Here is a 23,770-nt window from a genome sequence, read left to right as displayed (position 1 = left end):
TCAGTCCTGCGGGACGAAGCCCGAGTCGAGGATGCCGACGAGGTTGCCGACCTGCTCCTCCTTGGTGCGGCCGAGCCCGGCCGGGGTGATCGTGTTCGTCAGCGAGATGCCGTCGAGCGCATCGTTGTAGTCGAGCTTGCCGACCGACATCATCGACGCGACCATGCCGTGCGTGTCCGCACCGTTCTCCGGGTTGGCGCCCGGCGCGAACGGCGTGCCGGCCTCGTGACCGGAGGGGAACGAGCCTGTCGCCTTGCCGTAGACGACGTTCGACGTGATCGTGAGGACCGACTGCGTGGGGATCGCGTCCCGGTACATCGGGATCGCCTTAATCTTCTGCATGATCGTGTGGACGATCGTCGCCGCGATGTCGTCAGCCTTGTCGTCGTCGTTGCCGTACGTCGGGAAGTCGCCCTCGGTGACGTAGTCGACGATGAGGCCGGTCTCGTCACGGACGGGCGTGACCTTGGCGTACTTGATGGCCGCGAGCGAGTCCGCGACGATCGAGAGGCCTGCGATGCCGCAGCCCATCGTCCGGATGATCTCCGAGTCGTGCAGGGCCATCTCCATGGCCTCGTACGCGTACTTGTCGTGGCTGTAGTGGATGATGTTGAGCGCCTCGACGTACGTGCCGACGACCCAGTCGAGCATGCGCTCGTAGCGGTCCCAGACGTCGTCGAAGTCGAGCGGGCCGTCGCCCTGGACACCCTCGTAACCGGTGACGACCTGCTTGCCGGAGACCTCGTCACGGCCGCCGTTCATCGCGTAGAGGAGAGCCTTGGCGGCGTTGACGCGAGCTCCGAAGAACTGCATCTGCTTGCCGACCTTCATCGGCGACACGCAGCACGCGATGGCCGCGTCGTCGCCCCAGCGCTCACGGATCTGCTCGTCGGACTCGTACTGGATCGCGCTCGTCTCGATCGAGATCGCGGCGCAGAACTCCTTGTAGCCGTCGGGCAGCGTCTCGTCCCAGAAGATCGTGATGTTCGGCTCGGGGGCCGGGCCGAGGTTCCGCAGCGTCTGGAGCAGGCGGAACGACGTCTTCGTCACGAGGGTGCGACCATCCTCGCCGAGGCCGCCGTCCGACCAGGTGGCCCAGTAGGGGTCGCCCGAGAAGATCTGGTCGTAGTCGATCGTGCGGAGGAAGCGGACGATGCGGAGCTTGATGACGAGGGCGTCGATCATCTCCTGCGCGTCGGACTCGGTGATCGTGCCCTCGGCGAGGTCGCGCTCGAAGTAGGCGTCGAAGAAGCCGGAGAGGCGGCCGATCGACATGGCGGCGCCGTCCTGCGACTTCACCGAGGCGAGGTAGCCGAAGTACGTCCACTGGACGGCCTCCTGGGCCGTCGCGGCGGGGCGGCCAAGGTCGAAGCCGTACTGGGCGCCGAGGTTCTTGAGCTTCTTGAGCGCCTTGATCTGCTCGGAGTGCTCCTCGCGGTACCGGGCCCAGTGCTCGGTAAACGGCTGGTCGGCGACCGCGTCCTTGTCCTTGAGCTTCTCGGCGATGAGGAAGTCGACGCCGTAGAGCGCGACGCGACGGTAGTCGCCGATGATGCGGCCGCGGCCGTAGGCGTCGGGCAGGCCAGTGATGATGTGCGACGAGCGGGCGGCGCGGATGCGCGGCGTGTAGATGTCGAAGACCCCGTCGTTGTGGGTCTTGCGGTACTTGGTGAAGATCTCCTTGACCGCGGGGTTCGGCTCCTTGCCGGCCTCGCGGATCGCAGTCTCGACCATGCGCCAACCGCCCGCGGGCATCATCGCGCGCTTGAGCGGGACGTCCGTCTGGAGGCCGACGATGACGTCGTCGTCAGAGCTGATGTAGCCCGCGGGGAACGCGTCGACGTCCGCCGGGGTGTCGACGTCGACGTCGTAGACGCGACGCTCACGCTCGACGGAGAGGTACTCCTTCTCGAGCGTCTCCCAGACGCGCTGGGTCTTCTCGGTCGCGCCCGCGAGGAACGACGCGTCACCTTCGTAGGGCGTGTAGTTCCGCAGGATGAAGTCACGCAGGTCGACCGACTCGGTCCAAGGACCGGTCTCGAACCCGCGCCAGGGGTCAGGGGTCGCCACACCATCGATGGTGGTGCTCGTCTCCGTCGTCGTCATCGCCGTCTCCCGTAGGTCGCTCGATCGCTGTGTGATCTTGGGACCAAGGTACTGAGAAATTCATGGGACGACTTGGGACCTTCGGCCGTGCCGAGGGTCCAGCACCTGAGTCGTGCGTCACAGGCTCCGTCGCTGGTCCCGCAGGGGTTCCGGCAGCGCACCGCACACCTGTCAGCAGGGTGTCACGCCACGAATACTCACGGGGCCCAGCACGCCGTGCCGAGCCCCCCGCGCGGACCGCCGCCGGGGCGCGTCCGGGCTCAGCGTCCGAGCGTTCGCACGACATCCGCGACGACGTCGCCCGCCGTCATCCGGTGCGCCTCGACGACCTGGTCGCGCGATGCGTGATCGAGGAACGACGTCGGCAGGCCGACCGTCCGCACCGTCGTGCGCACACCGTCGCGCGCGCACGCCTCGGCGATCGCCGCCCCGATACCGCCCGACGCGAGACCGTCCTCGAGCGTCACGACGAGGTCGTGCCCGCCGGCCGCCTTGACGACGCCGGACGGCACCGGAAGCACCCACGTCGGAGCGAGGACCGTCGACGGCACGCCGAGCGCCGCGAGCTCCGCCCCCGCGGCGAGCGCCGTCCGCACCATCGCCCCGATCCCGACGAGCAGCACGCGCGGACCCTCCCCCGGGTGCTCAGCGAGCACGTCGACGTCGTCGAGCGTCCCCACCGCCGGCAGCAGGTCGCCCAGCGCACCCTTGGGGTAGCGCACAACTGTTGGAGCGTCGTCGACCGCGACCGCGTCCCGCAGCGCTGCACGCATCGTCGCCTCGTCGCGGGGCGCCGCGAGCCGTAGCCCCGGGACGATCCGCAGCATCGCGAGATCCCACATGCCGTTGTGGCTGGCCCCGTCGTCCCCTGTGATGCCCGCACGGTCGAGCACGAACGTCACGCCCGCCCGGTGGAGCGCGACGTCCATGAGCACCTGGTCAAATGCACGGTTGAGGAACGTCGCGTAGAGCGCGACGACAGGGTGCAGACCCGCGAACGCCATGCCGGCCGCGGCGGTCACCGCGTGCTGCTCGGCGATGCCGACGTCGAACGTGCGGTCGGGGAAACGCTCCGCGAACGGGGCGAGGCCGACCGGAGCGAGCATCGCCGCCGTGATCCCGACGACGTCGGGACGCGACTCGCCGATGCGGACGATCTCGTCGGCAAAGACGCTCGTCCACCCGAAGCGTGAGGGCGCGACGGGCAGGCCCGTCTCGGGATGGATCTGCCCGACCGCGTGGAAGCGGTCGGCGATGTCCTGCTCCGCGGGGATGTAGCCGCGGCCCTTCTCTGTCATGACGTGGACGAGAACCGGCCCTCCGTAGGCCTTCGCCGCGGCGAGCGCCCGCTCGAGCGACTCCGTGTCGTGCCCGTCGACCGGCCCCACGTACTTGAGGCCGAGGTCCTCGAAGAGCCCCTGCGGCGCGAGAGCGTCCTTGACGCCCTTCTTGAGCGCGTGCAGTGCGTCGTAGGCCATACGCCCGGGCACGCCCGAGCGGGTGAGGGTTCGCTTGCCCCAGCGCAGGAACTCCTCGTAGCCGCGCGTCGTGCGCAGCGTGTCGAGGTGGTGCGCGAGCCCGCCGATCGTCGGCGCATAGCTGCGCCCGTTGTCGTTGACGACGATGACGAGCCGTTCGTCGTCGGACGCCGCGATGTTGTTGAGGGCCTCCCAGGCCATCCCGCCCGTGAGCGCACCGTCACCGATGACCGCGACGACGTGCCGGTCGGTGCGTCCTGCGAGGAGGTTCGCCTTGGCGATGCCGTCGGCCCACGACAGCGAGGTCGAGGCGTGGGAGTTCTCGACGACGTCGTGCTCCGACTCGGCGCGGCTCGGGTACCCCGAGAGCCCCTCGCGGCGACGCAGCGCGGAGAAGTCCTTGCGGCCCGTGAGCAGCTTGTGGACGTAAGACTGGTGGCCCGTGTCGAAGACGAACGTGTCGCGCGGCGACTCGAAGATGCGGTGCATCGCGATCGTGAGCTCGACGACGCCGAGGTTGGGGCCGAGGTGGCCGCCCGTCCGGGACACGGAGGAGACGAGGAATAACCGGATCTCCGCCGCGAGCTCGCGGCACTCCTCGGCGCTGAGATCCCTGAGGTCGCCAGGTCCCTCGACGTTCTCGAGCAGGCTCATGCCGTCCTCGTTCCAGGTCGGGTCCGGGCCTCCGGGGCTCCGGGACGGAAGTGTGCTGACCGTCCACTCTACGACGGGACGACCTGCGGACGCGCCACGGGACGTGCCGCGGTGCGGCACGTCCCGTGGGGGTGCGGTGCAGATCCGTGGACCTGCGCTGGAGGACTCAGTGGCCGCCGGCGACGATCCAGAGGATCCCGACGATGACGGCGAGGCTCACGACGCCGAACGCAAGACCGGCGACGGCACGGCCCCCGGCGGTCACCGCGAGGGTGCCGTCGGGACGAGCCTCGGTGCGGGCGAGGCCCTTGAGGCCGAGCGCGAAGAGTGCGGGCAGGCCGGCGCCGAGCGTGATGCCGACGACGAGGACCTTGACGAGCGAGAGACCGATGTCGGAGAAGTCCACGGGGCGTCCTTTCAGGCGGGGGTCGCGACGCGACGGGGTGCGGTCTCGGCGGCGTCCTCGGCCGGCAGCGGGACCTCGGGAGCCTCGTCGAGCACGGTGACGGTCGCGAGCTTCTCGACGGGCTGGGCGGCGGGCTCGAGGCCCTCCTCCCAGTCGGCGTTGACGTTGTCCGGGTTGACCGGGGCCCGGCGCGAGCGCAGCCACATCGCGAAGCAGCTGGCCACGAGGATCGCGAAGACCACGAGCATGCCCGTCGCACCACCGACGAGGTGCGCGATCCCCCAGGCGGCCGCGCCCATCGCTGCGGCAGCGGGGAGCGTGACGAGCCACGCGACACCCATGCGACCGGCGACACCCCAGCGGACCTGGGCACCCGGGCGGCCGACGCCCGAGCCGAGGATCGAGCCGGTTGCGACGTGCGTCGTCGACAGCGGCAGGCCGAGGCTCGAGGAGGTGAGGATGATCGCGGCCGACGAAGTCTCGGCCGCCATGCCCTGCGCGGGCGAGATCTCGACGAGACCCTTGCCGAGGGTGCGGATGACGCGCCACCCACCGAGGTAGGTGCCGAGGCCGATCGCGATCGCGCACGCGGCGATGACCCAGAACGGGATCGTGTCGTCGGCGGTGACGGAGCCGTGCGCGACGAGGGCCAGGAAGATGACGCCCATCGTCTTCTGCGCGTCGTTCGTGCCGTGCGCGAGCGAGACGAGCGACGCGGAGCCGACCTGGCCCCAGCGGAACCCCTTCTCCTGCGTCGACTCGGGGACGGTCGCGACGATGCGGTGGACGACCCACGAGCCGATGCCGGCGACAACACCCGCGACGACGGGTGCGAGCAGCGCGGGGAAGACGATCTTCGCGACAACGCCGTTCCACAGGACGCCCGACGTGCCGAGCGCGACGAGCGCGGCACCGATGAGGCCGCCGAAGAGAGCGTGCGACGAGCTCGACGGGATACCGAGCAGCCACGTGAGGACGTTCCAGAGGATCGCGCCGACGAGGCCGGCGAGGACGATGCGGAGCAGGTCCTGCCCACCGACGCCCTCGAGGTTGACGATGCCCTTGGCGACCGTCGCGGCGACCGCGACGGAGAGGAAGGCTCCGATGAGGTTGAGGACCGCAGAGAGCGCCACGGCGACCTTGGGCTTGAGAGCCCCGGTCGCGATCGACGTCGCCATCGCGTTGCCCGTGTCGTGGAAGCCGTTCGTGAAGTCGAAGGCAAGAGCGGTGATGATCACCAGCAGGAGGATGAGTGTCTCGGCCACATGTCCATTGAGGGTGTCTCGACGCCTCGTGTCTACCCGCCCGACACGCCCCGGCGCGAGATCACGTCGAACGGGCGCGACCTTTCATGCCTCGTTCATCTTCCGTTCACCTTGGGGGTCGGGCGTTCACCGGAGAGGGCTCGCGTACAGCGCTGAGGTACCTGGGACGGAGGTCCCAGAGCGCTCAGCGCCCAGGCCCCGGAAGCGGCTGGCGCGGCGCCGCGCGCGGGGTGTCCGAGGCCGGCCGTACGCTCGTCGTATGCGCTTCCTGCCGGGCCACACCCCCACCCACGACCTCACGTACGGCGACGTCTTCCTCGTCCCGTCCCGCTCCGACGTCGTGTCGCGCTTCGACGTCGACCTCACGACCGACGACAGCACCGCGACGACGATCCCTCTCGTCGTCGCGAACATGACGGCGGTCGCCGGCCGTCGCATGGCCGAGACGGTCGCGCGGCGCGGCGCGATGGCCGTCATCCCGCAGGACACGCCCGTCGACGTCGTCGCGAGCGTCATCGCCGACGTGAAGTCCAAGCACACGATCGTCGAGACCCCCGTAACCGTCACTCCCCACGACACCGTGCACACGATCCTCTCGCTCATGGGCAAGCGGTCCCACGGGGCGGCGCTCGTCGTCGACCACGACAGACTGCTCGGCATCGTCACGGCCGACGACTGCCTCGGCGTCGACCGCTTCACGCAGGCGCGCGACGTCATGTCGCACGGCCCGGTGACCGTCGACCTCTCGGTCCTCGACGGCCCGGACGGCCTCCGGCACGTGTTCGAGCAGCTCCACGAGGCCCGCAGGCGCATCGCGCCCGTCGTCGACGACGGCCGGCTCGTCGGCGTCGTCACGCGCAAGGGGGCGCTGCGCTCGAGCGTCTACTCCCCCGCCGTCGACACCTCCGGGCGGCTGCTCGTCGCGGCGGCCGTCGGTATCAACGGCGACGTCCGCGGCAAGGCCGAGGCGCTCCTCGCAGCCGGTGCGGACACGCTCGTCGTCGACACCGCGCACGGCCACCAAGGCAAGATGCTCGACGCGCTCGCCGCCGTGCGCGCCGCGAACCCGAACGTCCCCGTCGTCGCGGGCAACGTCGTGACGGCCGACGGCGTGCGCGACCTCGTCGAGGCCGGCGCAGACATCGTCAAGGTCGGCGTCGGCCCAGGTGCAATGTGCACGACCCGCATGATGACGGGCGTCGGCCGCCCCCAGCTCTCGGCCGTGCTCGAGTGCGCGGCGGCCGCGCGCGAGCTCGGCGCGCACGTGTGGGCGGACGGCGGCGTGCGTCACCCGCGCGACGTCGCGCTCGCGGTCGCGGCGGGTGCGAGCCAGGTGATGATCGGCTCGTGGTTCGCAGGAACGCACGAGTCCCCCGGCGACCTCCACGACGACGGCACGGGCCGCCTCTACAAGGAGTCCTTCGGCATGGCTTCCGCGCGGGCCGTCGCCGCGCGCACGTCGTCGGACGCGGCGTTCGACCGAGCCCGCAAAGGACTCTACGAGGAGGGCATCTCGAGCTCGCGCATGTACCTCGACCCGCAGCGCCCCGGCGTCGAGGACCTGCTCGACCAGATCACGTCAGGCCTGCGCTCCGCGTGCACGTACGCGGGCGCACGCACCCTCGCCGAGCTCCACGAGCGCGCCGTCCTCGGCCTGCAGTCAGCGGCCGGCTACGAGGAGGGACGGCCGCTGCCCACGGGCTGGTGACCCGGGCGTCGCCCGGCACGGGCGAAGCCGGACGGTGCCGTCCCGAGTGAGGTCAGCGTCGTGCGGCACGCACGACGACGGCCGCAGCGATCCCTGTCGCGAGCACGAGCGGGGCCGCGACGACCCCCCACAGCCCCGGGTTCCCGCGGAAGCGCACGCCGCTCTCGTCACCCACGTAGGCGCCGACCGGCCACACGAAGGTCGAGCCTCCCGCACCGCCCGCACCGTCGACGTCCCCGTTGCCCTGGTCCCCGCCCCCGCCGAACGCGTGCGCGACGATCGCGACGGGCACGAGCCGTCCTCCCCCAAGGTCGACCGGCTCCCCGACAGCACGCGCGACCCCGACGGCGAGCACCTGACCTGCGACCTTCGTGACGATGTTCATGCCGCGACGGTAGCGCGACCCATGACAGGGGCACCACCGTCCGACGTAGAGTCGAGGCGTGACGACGACAGGTGACGCCCTCGCCCAGCTGCGAGCCCTCGCCCGCGACGGTGTCGACTGGGGCGCGCGGACAGGCGCCGTCGTCAGCGCGGGCGACGGACGCAGGCCCGCCTCGGTCCTCGTCCTGCTGGGGCGCCTCGACGACGTTACCGCGCGGCACGACACCCCGCTCGTCCCCGCGGACCTCGATGTGCTCCTCGTCCGCCGTGCCGCGACGCTGCGCCAGCACGCCGGCCAGGTCGCGTTCCCGGGCGGGCGCCAGGACCCCCACGACGCTGGCCCCGTCGCCGCGGCGCTGCGCGAGGCCGAGGAGGAGACCGGCCTCGACGCGACCGGCGTCGAGGTGCTCGGCACGCTCGGCACGCTGCCGCTGCCCGTGAGCGACCATCTCGTCACGCCCGTCCTCGCCTGGTGGGCGCGGCCCACGCCCGTCGCCGTCGTCGACCACGGCGAGTCGGCCCAGGTGTTCCGCGCACCCGTCGCCGACCTCGTCGACCCCGCCCACCGCAGGACCGCGACCCTCACGCGCGGCGCGCGCACGTACCGCGGACCCGCGTTCCTCGTGGGCGACAACCTCGTGTGGGGCTTCACGGCGCTCGTGCTCACCGAGCTGCTCGGGGCGCTCGGCTGGGACGAGCCGTGGGACCACGCGCGGCTCGTCGAGGTCGACGCGTGACGCAGGCACCGCCCGCCGACGTCGACGTCACGGTCGACCTCGTGCGCAGGCTGCTCGCCGAGCAGCACCCGGACCTCGCGGAACTGCCCGTCTCGGTCGCCGCCCACGGGTGGGACAACGTCGTGCTGCGCCTCGGGACCGACCTCGCGGTCCGGGCTCCACGGCGCACCGAGGCCGCGCGCCTCGTCGAGCACGAGCTTCGCGCGCTGCCCGTCCTCGCGCCCCGGCTACCCGTGCCCACGCCCGTGGCCGTGCGCGCGGGGCATCCGTCGCACGCTCTCGGCTACCCGTGGGTCTGGGCGGTCGTCCCCTGGACCGACGGGACGCTCGTCGCCGACCTCCCTCGGTCCGCACGACGACCGCTCGCGCGTCCGCTCGCGGACGTCCTCGTCGCGCTCCACACCCCAGCACCCGCGGACGCGCCCCGCAACACCGTGCGCGGTGTCGCGCTCGCGACGCGCGACACCGCCGTGCGCGAGCGCCTCGTGCGGCTCGCGGCGCCGGGCGGCTACCTCGCGACCTCGGGGCTCGACGTCACCCATGAGCTCGAGGCGGTGTGGGACGCAGGGCTCGCAGCGCCGCACCACACCGGGCCCGCACTCTGGCTGCACGGCGACCTGCATGCTGCGAACCTGCTCGCGACGTCCGCAGCACCGCACGGCCTCGCCGCGGTCGTCGACTGGGGAGACGTCACCTCGGGCGATCCAGCGACAGACCTCGCGGTCGCGTGGCTCGTGCTCGACGGACCGGGACGTGCGGCGTTCCGGTCGCGGCTCCACGAGACCGGGCACCCCTGCGCGGACGACGACGCGGCCGCTGCCCGCGCACGTGCCTGGGCCCTGACGATGGCGACGTCGATGGCCGAGCACGCCGCACCCGGCACGTCTTACCACGCGCTCGCGACGGGCGCGCTCGCGGAGATCTGCGAGCTCGCACCCCCGCCGACGGCACGCTGAACCACGGCGGCAGGCTGCGGGTCCGTGACGTGCGAGGCCCGACGGTCGGGCCCGACGGCGGGGCTCGACGGCGGCACCCCGCGGCGGTGCCCGACGACGCCCGCGGCCGCGCCGACGCCCCCTTCACCACCCGCGCGATCCGCTCAGCCCTCTCCTGACCCCCGCGCCCGCGCACACGACAGCTCCGGCCCGGACGCACACGCGAGACGTGCATCCGCGCGGACAAGCCGGTCGGCGACCAGGGCGACGTCAGCCCTCCGCGCGGTGGTCCATGAGTCCTGCCGAGACCGTCGCGTAGGACGCGCGGCAGATCTCCTCGAGCACGGCCATGTCGATCTTGTTGAGGTTCGTTACGTAGACGCAAACCTTCGAGGACCGGTGCGGGCCGAGCCGCGCGAGCCGTTCGGCGTGCCGCCCCGTGCCCTCGGGCAGGTAGATGGTCGTCGCCGCCCTGCGGGGTGAGAAACCAGCGGCACCGGCCTCGCCCGTCCGACCCGAGGGGTACTCGTAGCGGTACCGGCCGAAGCCGACGATCGTCGGCCCCCACATCACCGCTTCCTCCCCCGTGATCCGGGCCAGCAGCTCGTGCAGCCGCCAGCCGTCCCGTCGTCGGACGGGATGCTCGACGGCATCGAGGAACGCCACGACGGACGCGTCGGTCGGGCGCATGACGCTCTCAGCCATGCCGCCGAGCATGTCTCGCCGCCCCGGCACGCACGAGGGCACCCTCCCACCCTCGCCGCACGGCTCCGGTGCCAGGAGGCGGTCAGCTCGTTCCGCGCTCATACCCCGTCAGTGTCGCGAGGGGGCCCTCGCTTGCGCCGCGACGGGTGACACCCGTCGCAGGTACGCCGACGGGGCGCCCACCTCGCGGTGGGCGCCCCGTCGGTCGTGCAGAGGTCAGGCCTCGACGAGCGAGCGCAGGACGTACTGGAGGATGCCGCCGTTGCGGTAGTAGTCGGCCTCTCCCGGGGTGTCGATGCGGACGACCGCGTCGAACGCGACGACCGAACCGTCGGCCTTCGTCGCCGTCACGGCGACGGTCGAGGGCGTCGTGCCCTCGTTGAGCGCCGTGATGCCCGCGATCGAGAACGTCTCCGTGCCGTCGAGGCCGAGGGTGTCGGCCGACTCCCCCGCCGGGAACTGCAGCGGGAGGACGCCCATGCCGATGAGGTTCGAGCGGTGGATCCGCTCGAAGCTCTCGGTGATGACGGCCTTGACGCCGAGGAGCGCGGTGCCCTTGGCCGCCCAGTCGCGCGACGAGCCGGAGCCGTACTCCTTGCCGCCGAGGATGACGAGCGGCGTGCCCGCGGCGGCGTAGTTCTGCGCCGCGTCGTAGATCGCGGCCTGCTCGCCCGTCGTGAAGTCGAGCGTGTAGCCACCCTCGACGCCGTCGAGGAGCTGGTTGCGCAGGCGGATGTTCGCGAACGTGCCGCGGATCATCACCTCGTGGTTGCCTCGGCGCGAGCCGTAGGAGTTGAAGTCACGACGCTCGACGCCGTGCTCGGCGAGGTAACGGCCGGCCGGCGAGTCGACCTTGATCGCACCCGCGGGCGAGATGTGGTCGGTCGTCACCGAGTCGCCGAGCTTCGCGAGGACGCGCGCGCCCGTGATGTCGGAGACGGGCTCGGGCGTCATCGTCATGCCCTCGAAGTACGGGGGCTTGCGGACGTAGGTCGACTCGGCGTCCCACTCGAAGACGTCACCCTCGGGCGTCTGCAGCGCGCGCCACTTCTCGTCACCCGCGAAGACGTCCGCGTAGTCGTCCTCGAACATCTTGCGGTCGATCGACGAGTCGATCGTCGCCTGGACCTCCTCGGCCGACGGCCAGATGTCACGGAGGAAGACGGGCGTGCCGTCGGCCTCGCGGCCGAGGGGTTCGTGCTCGAAGTCGAACTCCATCGTGCCGGCGAGCGCGTACGCGATGACGAGCGGCGGCGACGCGAGGTAGTTCATCTTGACGTCGGGGTTGATGCGCCCCTCGAAGTTCCGGTTGCCCGAGAGCACCGAGACGACGGCGAGGTCGTGCTCGTTGACGGCCGCAGAGACCTCGTCGGCGAGCGGGCCGGAGTTGCCGATGCACGTCGCGCAGCCGTAGCCGACGAGGTGGAAGCCGAGCTTCTCGAGGTACGGCCACAGGCTGGCCTTCTCGTAGTAGTTCGTGACGACCTGCGAGCCGGGCGCCATCGACGTCTTCACCCACGGCTTGGCGACGAGGCCGCGCTCGACGGCCTTCTTCGCGAGGAGGCCCGCGGCGAGCATGACCGAGGGGTTCGAGGTGTTGGTGCACGACGTGATCGAGGCGATCGCGACGGCGCCGTGGAAGAGCTCGTAGGTCTCCCCCTCAGGGGTCGTCACGGGGAACGTCGGACGCACGGGCTCGGAGAACGCGGGCGCGTCCGAGGCAGGGAATGATTCGATCTCAGCCTGGTCGACGGCGTTGACGATGCCGTCGACGTAGTTCGGCAGGTCCCGCTCGAACGCGGCCTTCGCGTGCGAGAGCTCGATGCGGTCCTGAGGCCGCTTGGGGCCGGCGATCGACGGGACGACCGTCGAGAGGTCGAGCTCGAGGTACTCGGAGTAGACGGGCTCGACGTAGTTCTCGGCCGTCGGGTCGAGCCAGAGACCCTGCTCCTTGGCGTAGGCCTCGACGAGCGCGAGCTGCTCCTCGGAGCGGCCGGTGAGGCGCAGGTAGTCGAGCGTGATGCCGTCGATCGGGAAGATCGCGGCGGTCGAGCCAAACTCGGGGCTCATGTTGCCGATGGTCGCGCGGTTGGCGAGCGGCACCTGGGCGACGCCGTCGCCGTAGAACTCGACGAACTTGCCGACGACGCCGTGCTCGCGCAGCATCTGGGTGATCGTGAGGACGACGTCAGTCGCGGTGACGCCCGACGGGATCTGACCCTTGAGCTTGAAGCCGACGACGCGCGGGATGAGCATCGAGACGGGCTGACCGAGCATGGCCGCCTCTGCCTCGATGCCGCCGACGCCCCAGCCGAGGACGCCGAGGCCGTTGACCATCGTCGTGTGCGAGTCGGTTCCGACGCAGGTGTCGGGGTAGGCGCGCAGGACGCCGTCGACCTCGCGCGTCATGACGACGCGGGCGAGGTACTCGATGTTGACCTGGTGGACGATTCCGGTGCCCGGGGGGACAACCTTGAAGTCGTCGAAGGCCGTCTGGCCCCAGCGGAGGAACTGGTAACGCTCGTGGTTGCGCTCGTACTCGATCTCGACGTTGCGACGGAACGCGTCGGCGCGGCCGGCGACGTCGATCTGCACGGAGTGGTCGATGACGAGCTCGGCCGGGGCGAGCGGGTTGATGCGGCTCGCGTCGCCGCCGAGGTCGGCGACGGCCTCACGCATGGTGGCGAGGTCGACGACGCACGGCACGCCGGTGAAGTCCTGCATGATGACGCGGCCGGGGGTGAACTGGATCTCGGTGTCCGGCTGCGCGTCCGGGTCCCAGCCAGCGAGGGCGCGGACGTGGTCGGCGGTGATGTTGGCGCCGTCCTCGGTGCGCAGGAGGTTCTCCGCGAGCACCTTGAGCGCGTACGGGAGGCGCTCGACGCCCTCGACGGCGCTGAGCCGGAAGATCTCGTACGAGGTCCCTCCGACGTCGAGCGTTCCCTTGGCACCGAACGAGTCGACTGTGCTCACGATGACTCCTCACTCCTCACGATCGTCCGTGGCGAGCGAGTGCTCTGCTCACGGGTCTGGGCGTGCGGGGCGGGCCCCGCGTCGACCGTGGGCGCACGTCGGCCTCGACGGTGTCCGCGGTCGCTCCACCCTACCATTTATCTTGACGTCAAGATAAGTCACGTCGTGCTGACGTTATTCCTCATCGTCCCAGCACCCGGACGTCTCGTCACGGGCGTTCCCCCACGTCTCCGGTCACGCGCGGTCGAGGACCGCGACGCACTCGACGTGGTGCGTCATCGGGAAGAGATCGAGGGCCCGCAGGCCCGTCAGCACATAACCCCCCTCGCCGAGCAGCCCGACGTCCCGCGCGAGCGACGCCGGGTCGCACGCCACGTGGACGACGCGCCGCGGCGCGAGCGCCACGACCGCGTCGAGGACACGGCGACCGGCACCCGCACGCGGCGGGTCGAGCACGACGACGTCCGCTCCCCCCGACGCACCGTGCTCGCCCGACGCGAGCACCTGCGCCACATCACCGACGTGGAGCTCGACGTGTGACGCCCCGTGGAGCGCCCGGCGCGCATCGCGCACCGCCCGCTCGTCGCCCTCGACCGTGACGACACGGCCCGCGGCACCCACCGCGTCCGCGAGCGGCGCAGAGAAGAGCCCGGCCCCCGAGAAGAGGTCGACGACCCGCCCCCCGTCGACGTCGCCGACCGCGTCGAGCACCACCGACGCGAGCAGGCCCGGGGCCTCGCGGTGCACCTGCCAGAAACCGTCGGCCGCGACCCGGTACACGTACTCGCGGCCACCTACCGCCACCGTCTCGACAACCGTGCGGCGCGCATTGGGCCGCTGGTCCGGCACACCGAGATGACCCGGGACGCCATCGACGAGCAGGAGCCCCGGACCGCCGCCTGCGGGCGCCACGAGCTCGAGCCGCGAACCCGGACGCCACCGGCGCGAGAAGACGCCCTCGGCACGCGCGAGCGCCGCGACCTCCGCGGTCGCGAGCGGCATCGACCGCAGCGCGTGGACGTCGTGCGAGCGGTGACCCACCATGCCGGCCCGCCCCTCGTCGTCGGCCACGAGGTCGATGCGTGTGCGCCAGCCGAGCCCGCCGCGCTCGTCGTCGCCCGGCGCTGCCTCGACCGTCACGTCGCGGTCGAGCCGCGCGATGCGCGCGAGCTGCTCCGCGACGACCGTCGCCTTCCACGCACGCTGCGCGGGCAGCGCGACGTGCGAGAGTTCGCCCCCGCCCACACCGCCCGGTCCGGCCTCGGGCCACGCGGCCGCGACCCGGTCGGGGCTCGCGTCGAGCACCTCGACCGCGTCACCGCGCCAGAAGCGATCCTTCTCACCTGCCTGGACGAGCCTCACACGGACCCGCTCCCCCGGCAGCGCGTGCCGCACGAAGATCACGCGACCCTCGTGCCGCGCGACGCAGTGGCCGCCGTGCGCGACCGGCCCGACCTCAACCTCGACGAGCGGGAGGTCGGCAGGCGCAGCAGCCCGCGGCGGGCGCGGGTTCCGTCGTGGGGTGCCGCGACGGGAGTCGTCCGAGTGCGGGCGGCCGGAACCGCGTGACGGACGGGGGGAAGTCATGAGTGAGGGCCCTTCGGGGGGTAGAGCTGTGCGTCGGGAGCCGCCCCCGCGACCGACGATGCGAGGCGCCACGGTACGGAGGCGACGACGACGCCCGGGGTGAACAGGAGGCGCCCTTTGAGCCGCAGCGCCGACTGGTTGTGGAGTAGTTGCTCCCACCAGTGGCCGACGACGTACTCGGGGATGTAGACGACAACGAGGTCGCGGGGGCTCTCCCGCCGGATCGACCTCACGTACGAGAGGACAGGACGCGTGATCTCGCGGAACGGCGAGTCGAGGACACGCAGCGTCACCGGCAGCCCGAGGGACTCCCAGCGTGCGACAAGCTCGGCCGAGTCGTCCTGGTCGACCGCGACCGTCACTGCCTCGAGCGTCGAGGGGCGCGTCGCCCGCGCGTAGGCGACCGCACGCATGACGGGCTTGTGGATCTTCGAGACGAGGACGATCGCATGGACGCGGCTCGGCAGGGCCCGCTCGGTGTCGACGTCCGCGTCGAGCTCGAGCTCGGCCGCGACGGCGTCGTAGTGGCGCCGGATCTTGCGCATGACGAAGAACGCGACAGCCATCGCGAGGATCGCGATCCACGCGCCGTGGAGGAACTTCGTGAGGAGCACGACGACAAGGACCGTCGCTGTGAGCCCGAAGCCGACGATGTTGACCGCGCGCGAACGCTTCATGCGCGACCGCACGCGCGGGTCGTACGCGAGGCGCAGCGCCGACGTCCAGTGCCGGACCATGCCGAGCTGCGAGAGCGTGAAGCTCACGAAGACCCCGACGATGTAGAGCTGGATGAGACGGGTCACCTGTGCGTCGAACGCGACGATGAGGACGATCGCACCGACCGCGAGCGAGATGATGCCGTTCGAGAATGCGAGGCGGTCCCCGCGCGTGTGCAGCTGACGCGGCAGGTAGCCGTCCTTCGCGAGAATCGACCCGAGAACGGGGAAGCCATTGAACGCCGTGTTCGCGGCGAGGACGAGGATGAGTCCAGTCGCGGCCGAAATGAGGTAGAACACGGGCGGAAACGACGCGAACACCGTGTGCGCGAGCTGCGAGAGGACCGGCACCTGGACGTAGCCGACGGGAGCGTGGCCGTCGATGAGGAGGTCCCGGGCGGGGTCCTCGACGTACGTCGCGCCCGTGGCGATCGCGAGCAGGAGGATCGAGCCGAGCATGAAGGCGGAGATCGCGCCGAGCATCGCGAGCGTCGCCGCGGCGTTGCGGGACTTCGGCTGGCGGAAGGCGGGCACGCCGTTGGCGATCGCCTCGACGCCCGTGAGCGCGGCACAGCCCGACGCGAACGCCCGCGCGACGAGGAACGCCCCAGCGACGCCGACGAGGCCCTGCTCGTAGGCCGCGCTGGGTACGACCTCGTACGCGGCCGACTCCGCCCGGCCCAGGGTGCCCGTGACGTACTGGACGAAACCCACGACCGCGGTCGCGCCGATAGCGAGCATGAAGAGGTACACGGGCACAGCGAAGAGCCGGCCGGACTCCTTGACGCCCCGGAGGTTCATGAGGGTGAGCAGCACGACGAGGCCGACGGCCAGGAGGGTCTCGTGGCCCCGGAGCGCGGGGATCGCCGTCGCCGCGTACTGGGCGCCCGACGAGATCGAGACCGCGACGGTGAGGACGTAGTCGACGAGGAGCGCGCTCGCGACCGTGAGGCCTGAGGTCTTCCCGAGGTTCTCCGTCGCGATCTCGTAGTCGCCTCCTCCCGAGGGGTAGGCGTGGACGTTCTGCCGGTACGAGAGAACGACCGTCACGAGGACGAGGACGACCCCGAGCCCGACCCACGGCGAGAGCGCCGTCGCCGCGATGCCGGCGAGTGCGAGGGTCAGGAGGATCTCGTCGGGCGCGTACGCGACCGACGAAAGGGCGTCCGACGCGAAGATCGGCAGGGCGATGCGCTTGGGCAGCAGCGTGTGGCCGAGGCCGTCGCTGCGCACGGGCCGCCCGAGGAGGAGACGCTTGCCAGCGTCCACGATGTCCGACACAAGGACCCATGCTAGGCCCGGGCGGGCCCTCGTGGTGCGCGTCCACGCGTCCGGGACCGACACGAGGACGACGGACCAGGACGCACGACCCTCCCGGGGCATACGCTCATCCCGTGCACTTCGTCATCATGGGCTGCGGCCGGGTCGGGGCGACGCTCGCCCACTCGCTCGAGCGCAACGGCCACTCCGTCGCCGTTATCGACCAGAATCCCGAGGCGTTCCGGCGTCTCCCCGCGACGTTCTCCGGCAAGAAGGTCACGGGTGTCGGGTTCGACCGCGACACCCTCACCCAGGCCGGGATCGAGGAGGCCTACGCGTTCGCCGCAGTGTCGGACGGCGACAACTCCAACATCGTCGCGGCCCGCGTCGTCCGTGAGACGTTCGGCGTCGACAACGTCGTCGCCCGCATCTACGACTCCCATCGCGCCGAGGTCTACGAGCGGCTCGGCATCCCCACGGTCGCGACCGTGCGCTGGACGTCGGACCAGGTGCTCCGGCGCATGCTGCCGCTCGGGACGAGCGACGAGTACCGCGACCCGACCGGTTCGGTCCGGCTGTGCCAGGTGGACCACCATCCCGGGTGGGTCGGGCGCACGCTCTCTGCGGTCGAGCGCGCGTCCGGCGCCCGCGTCGCGTTCGTCACCCGGTTCGGCACGGCCGAGCTGCCGACGCCCGAGACCGTCCTCCAGGACGGGGACATCCTCCACGTCCTCGCTCGTACGCTCGACCTCGTCGAGGTCGAGCGCATCCTCACCCACGCCCCCGAGCAGGAGGACTGATGCGCGTCGTCATCGCCGGAGCCGGATCCGTCGGCCGTTCAATCGCTCGTGAGCTCCTCGGCCGCGACCACGAGGTGACGATCGTCGACCGCTCCCCCACGGCCATGCGGATCGCGCAGGTCGCGGACGCCGACTGGCTGCTCGCTGACGCGTGCGAGATCTCGACGCTCTCGGAGGCGAAGGTCGACGAGTGCGACGTCATCGTCGCGGCGACGGGCGACGACAAGGCGAACCTCGTCATCTCCCTGCTCGCGAAGACGGAGTTCGGCGTGCCGCGCACCGTCGCGCGCGTCAACAACCCGAAGAACGAGTGGATGTTCGACGAGTCGTGGGGGGTCGACGTCGCTGTGTCGACGCCGCGCATCATGACGGCCATGGTCGAGGAGGCCGTCGCGGTCGGCGACCTCGTGCGGATCTTCACGTTCCACCAGTCGGGCGCCGACATCCACGAGATCACGCTGCCGCGCGACTCCCACCTCGTGGGAGCCCGTGTGGGCGCCGTCGCGTGGCCGGCCGGCTGCGTCCTCGCGGCCGTCGTCCGTGACACGACACCGCTCGCGCCCTCGGACGACGACACGCTCGAGGCGGGTGACGAGCTGCTGCTCGTCACGGGTCAGGGTGCGGACCTCGGGGCGCTCCAGTCGCTCCTCACGGGTGCGGAGGCCGCTGCGGGTTCTTGAGGACCGGATGGACGACGACCCACGTCGCCCAGAGCGTCAGCGCCCACAGCGGCACGCCCATGACGAGGTGGGCGATGCCGAGCCACTCGGTCGTCGCGTCGAGGTACAGCGGGGTCTTCACGGCGAGCCGCACTCCGAAGAGCGCGACCCAGAACCACGTCGCGAGGGCGTAGCGGCGCACCGTGACGGGGTTCCGGCGCCACGCGGACCAGCCGGCGAAGAGGTCACCGAGCGACGGCTCCGGCGTCGTGTCGCCGTCTGCGCGCTTCTCCGCCTCGCGTGCTCCTGCGAGCCCGGAACGGAGCAGCTCGACGACGACGCCGACACCCGGCCAGCGCACGAGGATGCTCACGACGCAGGCGAGCAGGTAGGCGGCGTTCGTGAGCAGCGAGAAGAGGAAGAAATCCTCGACCTCGCCCGAGCGCCACGCCCAGACGACGCCGATGACGACGCCGAGCACGCCCGAGAACGCCTGTGTCACGGGCGTGCGCTGGACGAGCCGCACGACGACGGCGAGGAGGGAAACCCCGAGCGCCGAGAGGATCGTCGGCATGAGCTCGCGCGTCGCGATGTAGACGACGACGAAGACGACACCGGGCAGGAGCGTCTCGACGACCCCGCGGACGCCGCCGACGGACTCGGTGAGGGAGAACTCCTCCGCCGTGAGCTGGCGCATGCCGCGCGCGGGCTCGTCCGGGGTGACGTGCGTGCCCGCGGGTGCAGCGGGCGGCGCGGCGTCGGGCGCAGCGTCGGGCTCAGGGGGTGACGTGGTCACGGAGGGTCCTTCCGGGGTCGGCGGGCGCCGGGCGGCGCCGACGTGCGGCGAGCGCGCTCAGAGCTTCGCGTCCGAGGGGGCGACGAGCTCGTAGTGCGGGTTGTAGATGACGCGTCGGCCGTCGATGACGGTGACGAGCCCGCGGACCCTGACGCGACGACCGGGCTCGATGCCGGGGATCCGGCGTCGGCCGAGCCAGCGCAGCTCGACCGAGCCCGACCCGTCGTAGAGCTCTGCCTCGACGACCTGGACCTTCTCGGAGGGGCGCAGGATGACCGAGCGCAACACACCGGAGACGACGGCGGTCGCGCGTTCGGGGACGTCCGCGACCGCGGCGGTCCCGCCGCGCGCGGCGCGCAGACGTTCCTCGTCGGCCTCGACCTCGTCGCGGCCTGCCACGAGGGACCTCAGCGCGCTGCGCAGCGACATGTCAGCCGATCTGGGTGATCTCGGGTCCGCGCTCGGGCGGGGTGAGCGGCGACGGCTTCCCGTCGTCGACCTTGGCGAGGCCGCCGTTCGCGCCGTCGCCGATCCGCGGCTCGTGCAGTTCGAGGAGCTCCCGTGGTGCGCGGGCGGCGTCGTCACGGACGACGACGATCTCCCGGAAGATGTTCTCGACCTTGGTGGCTCCGTCGGTTGCGATCTCGGCGGGGCCGTTGATGACGCCGCGCAGGAACCAGCGGGGTCCGTCGACACCGAGGAATCGGATGACGCGCAGCGTCCGTGAGCCGTCCTCCTCCCGGAACGACGCGCGTGCGAGCAACTCGCGGCCGAACGGGCCGACGATGTCGTCGACCTTGGCGCCCTGCTCGGTGAGCGAGGCCGCGATCTCCTCGCGGATCTCGTCCCAGATGCCCTCCGTACGCGGGGCGGCGAACGCCTGCACCTGGAGGCTCACGCCGTCGACGAGGATCGACACGCCCGCGGTCTGGTTCGTGGCCTTGTCGATCTCCATGCGCATCTGCATGCCGGGGACGCCCGGGAGCCACACCGCTCCGAGGTCGATACGTCCCTCGTCGTCCGTCACGTCGGCACGGTCCCACGGACCGTGCTCACGCTCCGAGGGTGCCTCGACGGGCACCTCGGCGACCGTCTCCTCGACGGGCGCCACCTCGCTCTTCACACTCGTACCACGTCGACCGAAAAGACCCACTCGTCCCAACTCCGTCCGTTCCAGCGCCACGCAGGCGCGCCGCCCAAGCCTATGCGTTCGAGAGGGGCATGTCCCCATCCCGCCAGGGTCAGGCCCCGGCCCACCCCCCCGACGAGCCGGAACCACCCTCGCCACGGNGGCCCGGCCCCCGCCCCCCCCCCCCCCGACGCACACCCCCCCCCCGCCCGGGCGCCACCCCGCCACCCCCCCCCCCCGGACGAACCGCCCCCCCCCCCCCCGCTGGATCACGAGCTGCGCGATCCTGTCGCCCCGCCGCAACGACACCGGCGCCACCGGGTCCGTGTTGAGGAGCGTCACCGAGATCTCCCCGCGGTACCCGGCGTCGACCGTCCCCGGAGCGTTGACGATCGTCACGCCGTGCCGCGCTGCGAGCCCCGACCGCGGGTGCACGAACGCCGCGTAGCCGTCCGGCAGCGCGATCGACACGCCCGTCGGCACCGTGGCCCGCGCACCCGGCGCGAGCTCGACGTCGACCCGCGCCACGAGGTCCGCCCCGGCATCACCGGGATGGGCGTACGCGGGCTCGGGCAGCTCCGGGTCGAGCATGACGAGAAGGATCTCGAGGTCTCCCCCACCAGGGGACGTTGCGTGCGTCACGCCCGGCATCGTAGCCCGGACGCAGCCCCGGACGTGCACCGCGGGCTGGCATGCTGGGACCCATGAGCAGCGCGCCCGCACCCGCCCCCGGCCCCACGACCTATCGCGAACGGCTCGTGCCGGGGCCCGCCGGAGTCGGCGCCGTCATCCTCTTCGCCATCATGAGCGGCCTCGTCGTCCTCGTCTCGAACACCGTCGCCGCGATCGTCACAACCGTCGCGGTGCTCGTCGTCGGGCTCGTGCTCGTCGCCGTGACCTCACCTGTCGTCGAGGTCCGCGGCCGTGAGCTCCACGCAGGACGCGCCCACATCCCCATCGACCTCCTCGGCGAGGTCGAGGTGCTCGACGCCGACGGCGTGCGCAGAGCGCTCGGCCCTGGCTACGACCCCCGCTCATTCGCCTGCCTGCGCACCTGGACGAAGGGCGCCGTCACCGCACGCGTGCTCGACCCGGCAGATCCGACACCGTCGTGGCTCGTCTCAACCCGCCGGCCCGCCGCGGTCCGCGCCGCTATCGAGGCGGCACGGGGCGCCTGACCCCGCAGTACACGACGAGAGCCGCGACCCCGTGGGGCCGCGGCTCTCGTCGTGCGGACGCGTCTGTCAGGCGGCGCACTCGGTGCAGACCTGCTGGCCGTTCTTCTCGTAGGCGAGCTGGCTGCGGTGGTGCACGAGGAAACAGCTCGAGCACGTGAACTCGTCGGCCTGCCGGGGCAGGACACGCACCGAGAGCTCCTCGCCCGAGAGGTCGGCGCCGGGGAGCTCGAAGCCCTCGGCCGCCTCGGTCTCGTCCTCGTCGACGACGCCCGAGGACTTGTCGGACCGCCGCGCCTTGAGCTCCTCGAGCGAGTCCTCGGAGAGATCTTCCTCGGTCTTGCGCGGTGCGTCGTAGTCGGTTGCCATCTGTCGCTGTGCTCCAGTCGTCGTTCGTCCGGGACCGGGTTCGGCGGTCCCGCCTTGGTGCTGCACGGTCCGGCGGCCCATCCAGGGCGCCGTACCGATTCCCCCGCCGCAGCGCGAGCAGCGGCGAAGGGGATTGTGCACCATCTCGCGCGCCGATGCACGTGTACGCCGACCCAGAGGGCCGGTGACGGGATGCGTGGCGCACGCAACGCCCCTCTCCCAGGGGCCCGTCGCCCGCCCAACGCTCGGGGTGCGCGCCTTGTTCCCGGGCCGCTCACGGACCGCCGTGCGGTCGGTCACACCGCCGGCGGAAACCCCGGGGTGATCCCCGGGCGGCGTCCCGCACCGAGCCGGGCGAGCAGCGGCTCCAGAACGTCCAGCGTCCCCGCCGGACCAGCGACGACGAGCCCGCGGCCGGGCGCCCCGCCGCCAGCGCCGTGCACGCCCCCGCCCGCCTCCTCGACGAGGAGCGTCCCCGCCGCATGGTCCCACGGCGACAGGCCTTCCTCGTAGTACGCGTCGACGCGCCCGTCGGCCACCCGGCACAGGTCGAGCGCGGCCGAGCCGAAGCGGCGGACGTCCCGCACGTGCGCGAGCAGCTCGCCGACGCTGCGTCCCTGCCCTGCACGCAGGGCGTCGTCGTAGTGGAACCCCGTCGCGACGAGCGCGTGCCGCAGGTCCGTCGCCTCACGCACCCGCACCGGGGTCCCGTCACGCGTCGCACCCCGCCCGCGAGCCGCCGACCACGTCGTCCCCGTAGGGATCTCGCACACCGCCGCCGCGAGCAGCTGCCACCGCGCAGGGTCGGCCGCGCCGAGGACGACCGCGACGGACACAGAGCACGAGCCGAGCCCGTAGAGGTAGTTGACCGTGCCGTCGATCGGGTCGACGACCCACGTGAGGCCGCTCGACCCGTCCGAGGCCCCGCCCTCCTCGCCGAGGATCGCATCCTGGGGACGCCACCGCGCGATCTCGGAACGCAGGTACTCCTCCGCCGCACGGTCGGCGCGCGTGACGACGTCGAGGTCGTTCGACTTCGTCGCGGCGACCTCAACAGTCGTGGGGGTCTGCGCACGGACGAGCTCCGCCGTCGAGCTCGCAAGATGCTCGCAGAGCGTTCGCAGGCCCGTGATCGTCGCGTCCGGGGGCATCGCGCTCATGCTGACGTCTCCGTCCCGGGGAGGTCCGTTCCCGGCGCCGTACAACGGCGCCCCACGCGCGACGGACCGCCGCGACGCAGGCGACGCGGCGTGCGGCGTGGCACTCCGAAGCCCTGCCAGGGTCCCGGCGCCTGCCACCTGAGGCGCAACGAGACGAGCCGGAAACCGAAGATCGCGAGGCAGATGAGGCCGCCGGTCACGTAGTTGAGGTGCCCCATCTCCCCCACCCACGCGGCCAGCACAGCTCCGGCCGTCGCAGGGATCGCGTAGAGCTCCCTGTCGCGCAGGACGATCGGGGCCTCGTCGACGAGCAGGTCACGCACAAGACCGCCGCCGATGCCGGTGAGCATGCCGACGAAAACCGCGGCGAGCGGACCGACCCCGTACTCGAGGCCCTTGTGGACACCGATGACGACGAACATCGCGAGCGCGCCCGCGTCGAAGACGATGATCGCGCGGCGCAGCCGGTCGAGCCGCACGTGGAAGAGGTGCACGAGTGCGCCCGCGAGGAGCGCGGCCGTCACGTACTTCCAGCTCGTGATGCCGACGGGCGGCACCGCGCCGATGAGGACGTCGCGCAGCAGACCGCCACCGAGTCCCGTCACCCACGCGAGGAGGAGGACCGAGAAGATGTCGAAGTTCTTCCGGACGGCGGCGAGGGCGCCCGAGACGCCCGCGAAGAAGATCGCAGCGAGCTCGAGCCACATGTAGGCGTCGTCGAGCAGCGCGTTCCCATTGATCTCGAGGTGCACGCCTCTCATTCTCGCA

The 23,770-nt window shown here is 71.7% G+C and carries 21 protein-coding genes and 1 pseudogene; 6 read left to right on the top strand and 16 right to left on the bottom strand.

What is annotated here, in order from left to right; translation table 11 throughout:
* The 4 genes from C1729_RS02850 to C1729_RS02835 form a co-directional block, all read right to left on the bottom strand.
* The gene (locus C1729_RS02850) at positions 1-2,106 is read right to left on the bottom strand and encodes a pyruvate formate lyase family protein (protein ID WP_102508496.1); all 2,106 of its coding nucleotides are present in this window, start codon (positions 2,104-2,106) and stop codon (positions 1-3) included.
* 260 nt (positions 2,107-2,366) lie between these two features.
* Positions 2,367-4,238 (bottom strand): 1-deoxy-D-xylulose-5-phosphate synthase, encoded by a 1,872-nt coding sequence (gene dxs, locus C1729_RS02845; protein WP_102508494.1) that lies wholly within the window; start codon positions 4,236-4,238, stop codon positions 2,367-2,369.
* A 166-nt stretch (positions 4,239-4,404) separates the two neighbouring features.
* Entirely contained in the window at positions 4,405-4,644 is a 240-nt protein-coding gene (locus tag C1729_RS02840) for a hypothetical protein (RefSeq protein ID WP_102508492.1), read from the bottom strand.
* An 11-nt stretch (positions 4,645-4,655) separates the two neighbouring features.
* Positions 4,656-5,909 carry an inorganic phosphate transporter gene (locus C1729_RS02835; protein ID WP_242493689.1) on the bottom strand — a complete coding sequence of 418 codons (1,254 nt, stop codon included), beginning with the start codon at positions 5,907-5,909 and terminating at the stop codon, positions 4,656-4,658.
* A 259-nt stretch (positions 5,910-6,168) separates the two neighbouring features.
* Here C1729_RS02835 and guaB1 point away from each other — a divergent pair, with 259 nt between their 5' ends.
* The gene (gene guaB1 / locus C1729_RS02830) at positions 6,169-7,617 is read left to right on the top strand and encodes a GMP reductase (protein WP_102508490.1); all 1,449 of its coding nucleotides are present in this window, start codon (positions 6,169-6,171) and stop codon (positions 7,615-7,617) included.
* A gap of 52 nt (positions 7,618-7,669) precedes the next feature.
* Here guaB1 and C1729_RS02825 read toward each other — a convergent pair whose 3' ends face one another.
* Complete coding sequence (locus C1729_RS02825) at positions 7,670-8,002, bottom strand: hypothetical protein (RefSeq protein WP_102508488.1); 333 nt, start codon at positions 8,000-8,002, stop codon at positions 7,670-7,672.
* A gap of 58 nt (positions 8,003-8,060) precedes the next feature.
* On the opposite strand from C1729_RS02825, the gene C1729_RS02820 reads away from it, so the two are divergent.
* Together C1729_RS02820 and C1729_RS02815 are read left to right on the top strand one after the other, a co-directional pair.
* Complete coding sequence (locus tag C1729_RS02820; protein WP_102508487.1) at positions 8,061-8,738, top strand: NUDIX hydrolase; 678 nt, start codon at positions 8,061-8,063, stop codon at positions 8,736-8,738.
* Complete coding sequence (locus C1729_RS02815; protein ID WP_165375404.1) at positions 8,735-9,694, top strand: aminoglycoside phosphotransferase family protein; 960 nt, start codon at positions 8,735-8,737, stop codon at positions 9,692-9,694. The genes C1729_RS02820 and C1729_RS02815 overlap by 4 nt, the downstream gene beginning before the upstream one ends.
* Positions 9,695-9,943: 249 nt before the next feature.
* On the opposite strand, the gene C1729_RS02810 is transcribed toward C1729_RS02815, so the two are convergent.
* From C1729_RS02810 to C1729_RS02795, 4 genes are all read right to left on the bottom strand, one after another.
* Positions 9,944-10,378: a DUF1801 domain-containing protein gene (locus tag C1729_RS02810; RefSeq protein ID WP_102510476.1), complete on the bottom strand. Its 435-nt coding sequence runs from the start codon at positions 10,376-10,378 to the stop codon at positions 9,944-9,946.
* A 216-nt stretch (positions 10,379-10,594) separates the two neighbouring features.
* Positions 10,595-13,351, bottom strand: a complete 2,757-nt coding sequence (acnA, locus tag C1729_RS02805; RefSeq protein WP_102508483.1) for an aconitate hydratase AcnA — start codon at positions 13,349-13,351, stop codon at positions 10,595-10,597.
* Positions 13,352-13,585: 234 nt separating this feature from the next.
* Positions 13,586-14,938, bottom strand: a complete 1,353-nt coding sequence (locus C1729_RS02800; RefSeq protein ID WP_102508481.1) for a class I SAM-dependent RNA methyltransferase — start codon at positions 14,936-14,938, stop codon at positions 13,586-13,588.
* Positions 14,935-16,935, bottom strand: a complete 2,001-nt coding sequence (locus tag C1729_RS02795) for an APC family permease (protein WP_102510475.1) — start codon at positions 16,933-16,935, stop codon at positions 14,935-14,937. Before C1729_RS02795 ends, C1729_RS02800 begins: the two co-directional genes overlap by 4 nt.
* A 128-nt stretch (positions 16,936-17,063) precedes the next feature.
* Between C1729_RS02795 and C1729_RS02790 the strand changes: the two genes are divergently transcribed.
* Complete coding sequence (locus C1729_RS02790; protein WP_102510474.1) at positions 17,064-17,714, top strand: potassium channel family protein; 651 nt, start codon at positions 17,064-17,066, stop codon at positions 17,712-17,714.
* Positions 17,714-18,394, top strand: a complete 681-nt coding sequence (locus C1729_RS02785) for a potassium channel family protein (RefSeq protein WP_102508480.1) — start codon at positions 17,714-17,716, stop codon at positions 18,392-18,394. Before C1729_RS02790 ends, C1729_RS02785 begins: the two co-directional genes overlap by 1 nt.
* Here C1729_RS02785 and C1729_RS02780 read toward each other — a convergent pair.
* The 4 genes and pseudogenes from C1729_RS02780 to dut all read right to left on the bottom strand — a co-directional run.
* Positions 18,363-19,169, bottom strand: coding sequence for a DUF3159 domain-containing protein (locus C1729_RS02780; RefSeq protein WP_242493688.1), 807 nt, complete (start codon positions 19,167-19,169; stop codon positions 18,363-18,365). The genes C1729_RS02785 and C1729_RS02780 overlap by 32 nt on opposite strands.
* Positions 19,170-19,226: 57 nt before the next feature.
* A complete protein-coding gene (locus C1729_RS02775) occupies positions 19,227-19,598 on the bottom strand; it encodes an OB-fold nucleic acid binding domain-containing protein (RefSeq protein WP_102508478.1) in 372 nt (123 codons plus the stop codon).
* A 1-nt stretch (position 19,599) separates the two neighbouring features.
* Complete coding sequence (locus C1729_RS14890; protein WP_242493867.1) at positions 19,600-20,292, bottom strand: DUF3710 domain-containing protein; 693 nt, start codon at positions 20,290-20,292, stop codon at positions 19,600-19,602.
* A gap of 186 nt (positions 20,293-20,478) precedes the next feature.
* A pseudogene (dut, locus tag C1729_RS14885) lies at positions 20,479-20,949 on the bottom strand (dUTP diphosphatase); the annotation flags it as partial.
* Between the two features lie 53 nt (positions 20,950-21,002).
* Here dut and C1729_RS02765 point away from each other — a divergent pair.
* Complete coding sequence (locus C1729_RS02765; protein ID WP_102508474.1) at positions 21,003-21,476, top strand: DUF3093 domain-containing protein; 474 nt, start codon at positions 21,003-21,005, stop codon at positions 21,474-21,476.
* A 66-nt stretch (positions 21,477-21,542) separates the two neighbouring features.
* Here C1729_RS02765 and C1729_RS02760 read toward each other — a convergent pair whose 3' ends face one another.
* The 3 genes from C1729_RS02760 to C1729_RS02750 all read right to left on the bottom strand — a co-directional run bounded on the left by C1729_RS02760 (position 21,543) and on the right by C1729_RS02750 (position 23,754).
* Entirely contained in the window at positions 21,543-21,842 is a 300-nt protein-coding gene (locus C1729_RS02760) for a DUF4193 domain-containing protein (protein ID WP_102508472.1), read from the bottom strand.
* Positions 21,843-22,138: 296 nt separating this feature from the next.
* Positions 22,139-23,002, bottom strand: a complete 864-nt coding sequence (locus C1729_RS02755) for an inositol monophosphatase family protein (RefSeq protein ID WP_102508471.1) — start codon at positions 23,000-23,002, stop codon at positions 22,139-22,141.
* Positions 22,999-23,754 (bottom strand): trimeric intracellular cation channel family protein, encoded by a 756-nt coding sequence (locus C1729_RS02750; RefSeq protein WP_242493687.1) that lies wholly within the window; start codon positions 23,752-23,754, stop codon positions 22,999-23,001. The genes C1729_RS02755 and C1729_RS02750 overlap by 4 nt, the downstream gene beginning before the upstream one ends.
* Positions 23,755-23,770 lie beyond the last annotated feature (16 nt).

It is taken from the genome of Sanguibacter massiliensis (genome assembly GCF_900240335.1).
In the GTDB taxonomy this organism is placed as follows: domain Bacteria; phylum Actinomycetota; class Actinomycetes; order Actinomycetales; family Cellulomonadaceae; genus Flavimobilis; species Flavimobilis massiliensis.
This window is presented reverse-complemented; position numbering and strand designations above follow the sequence as displayed.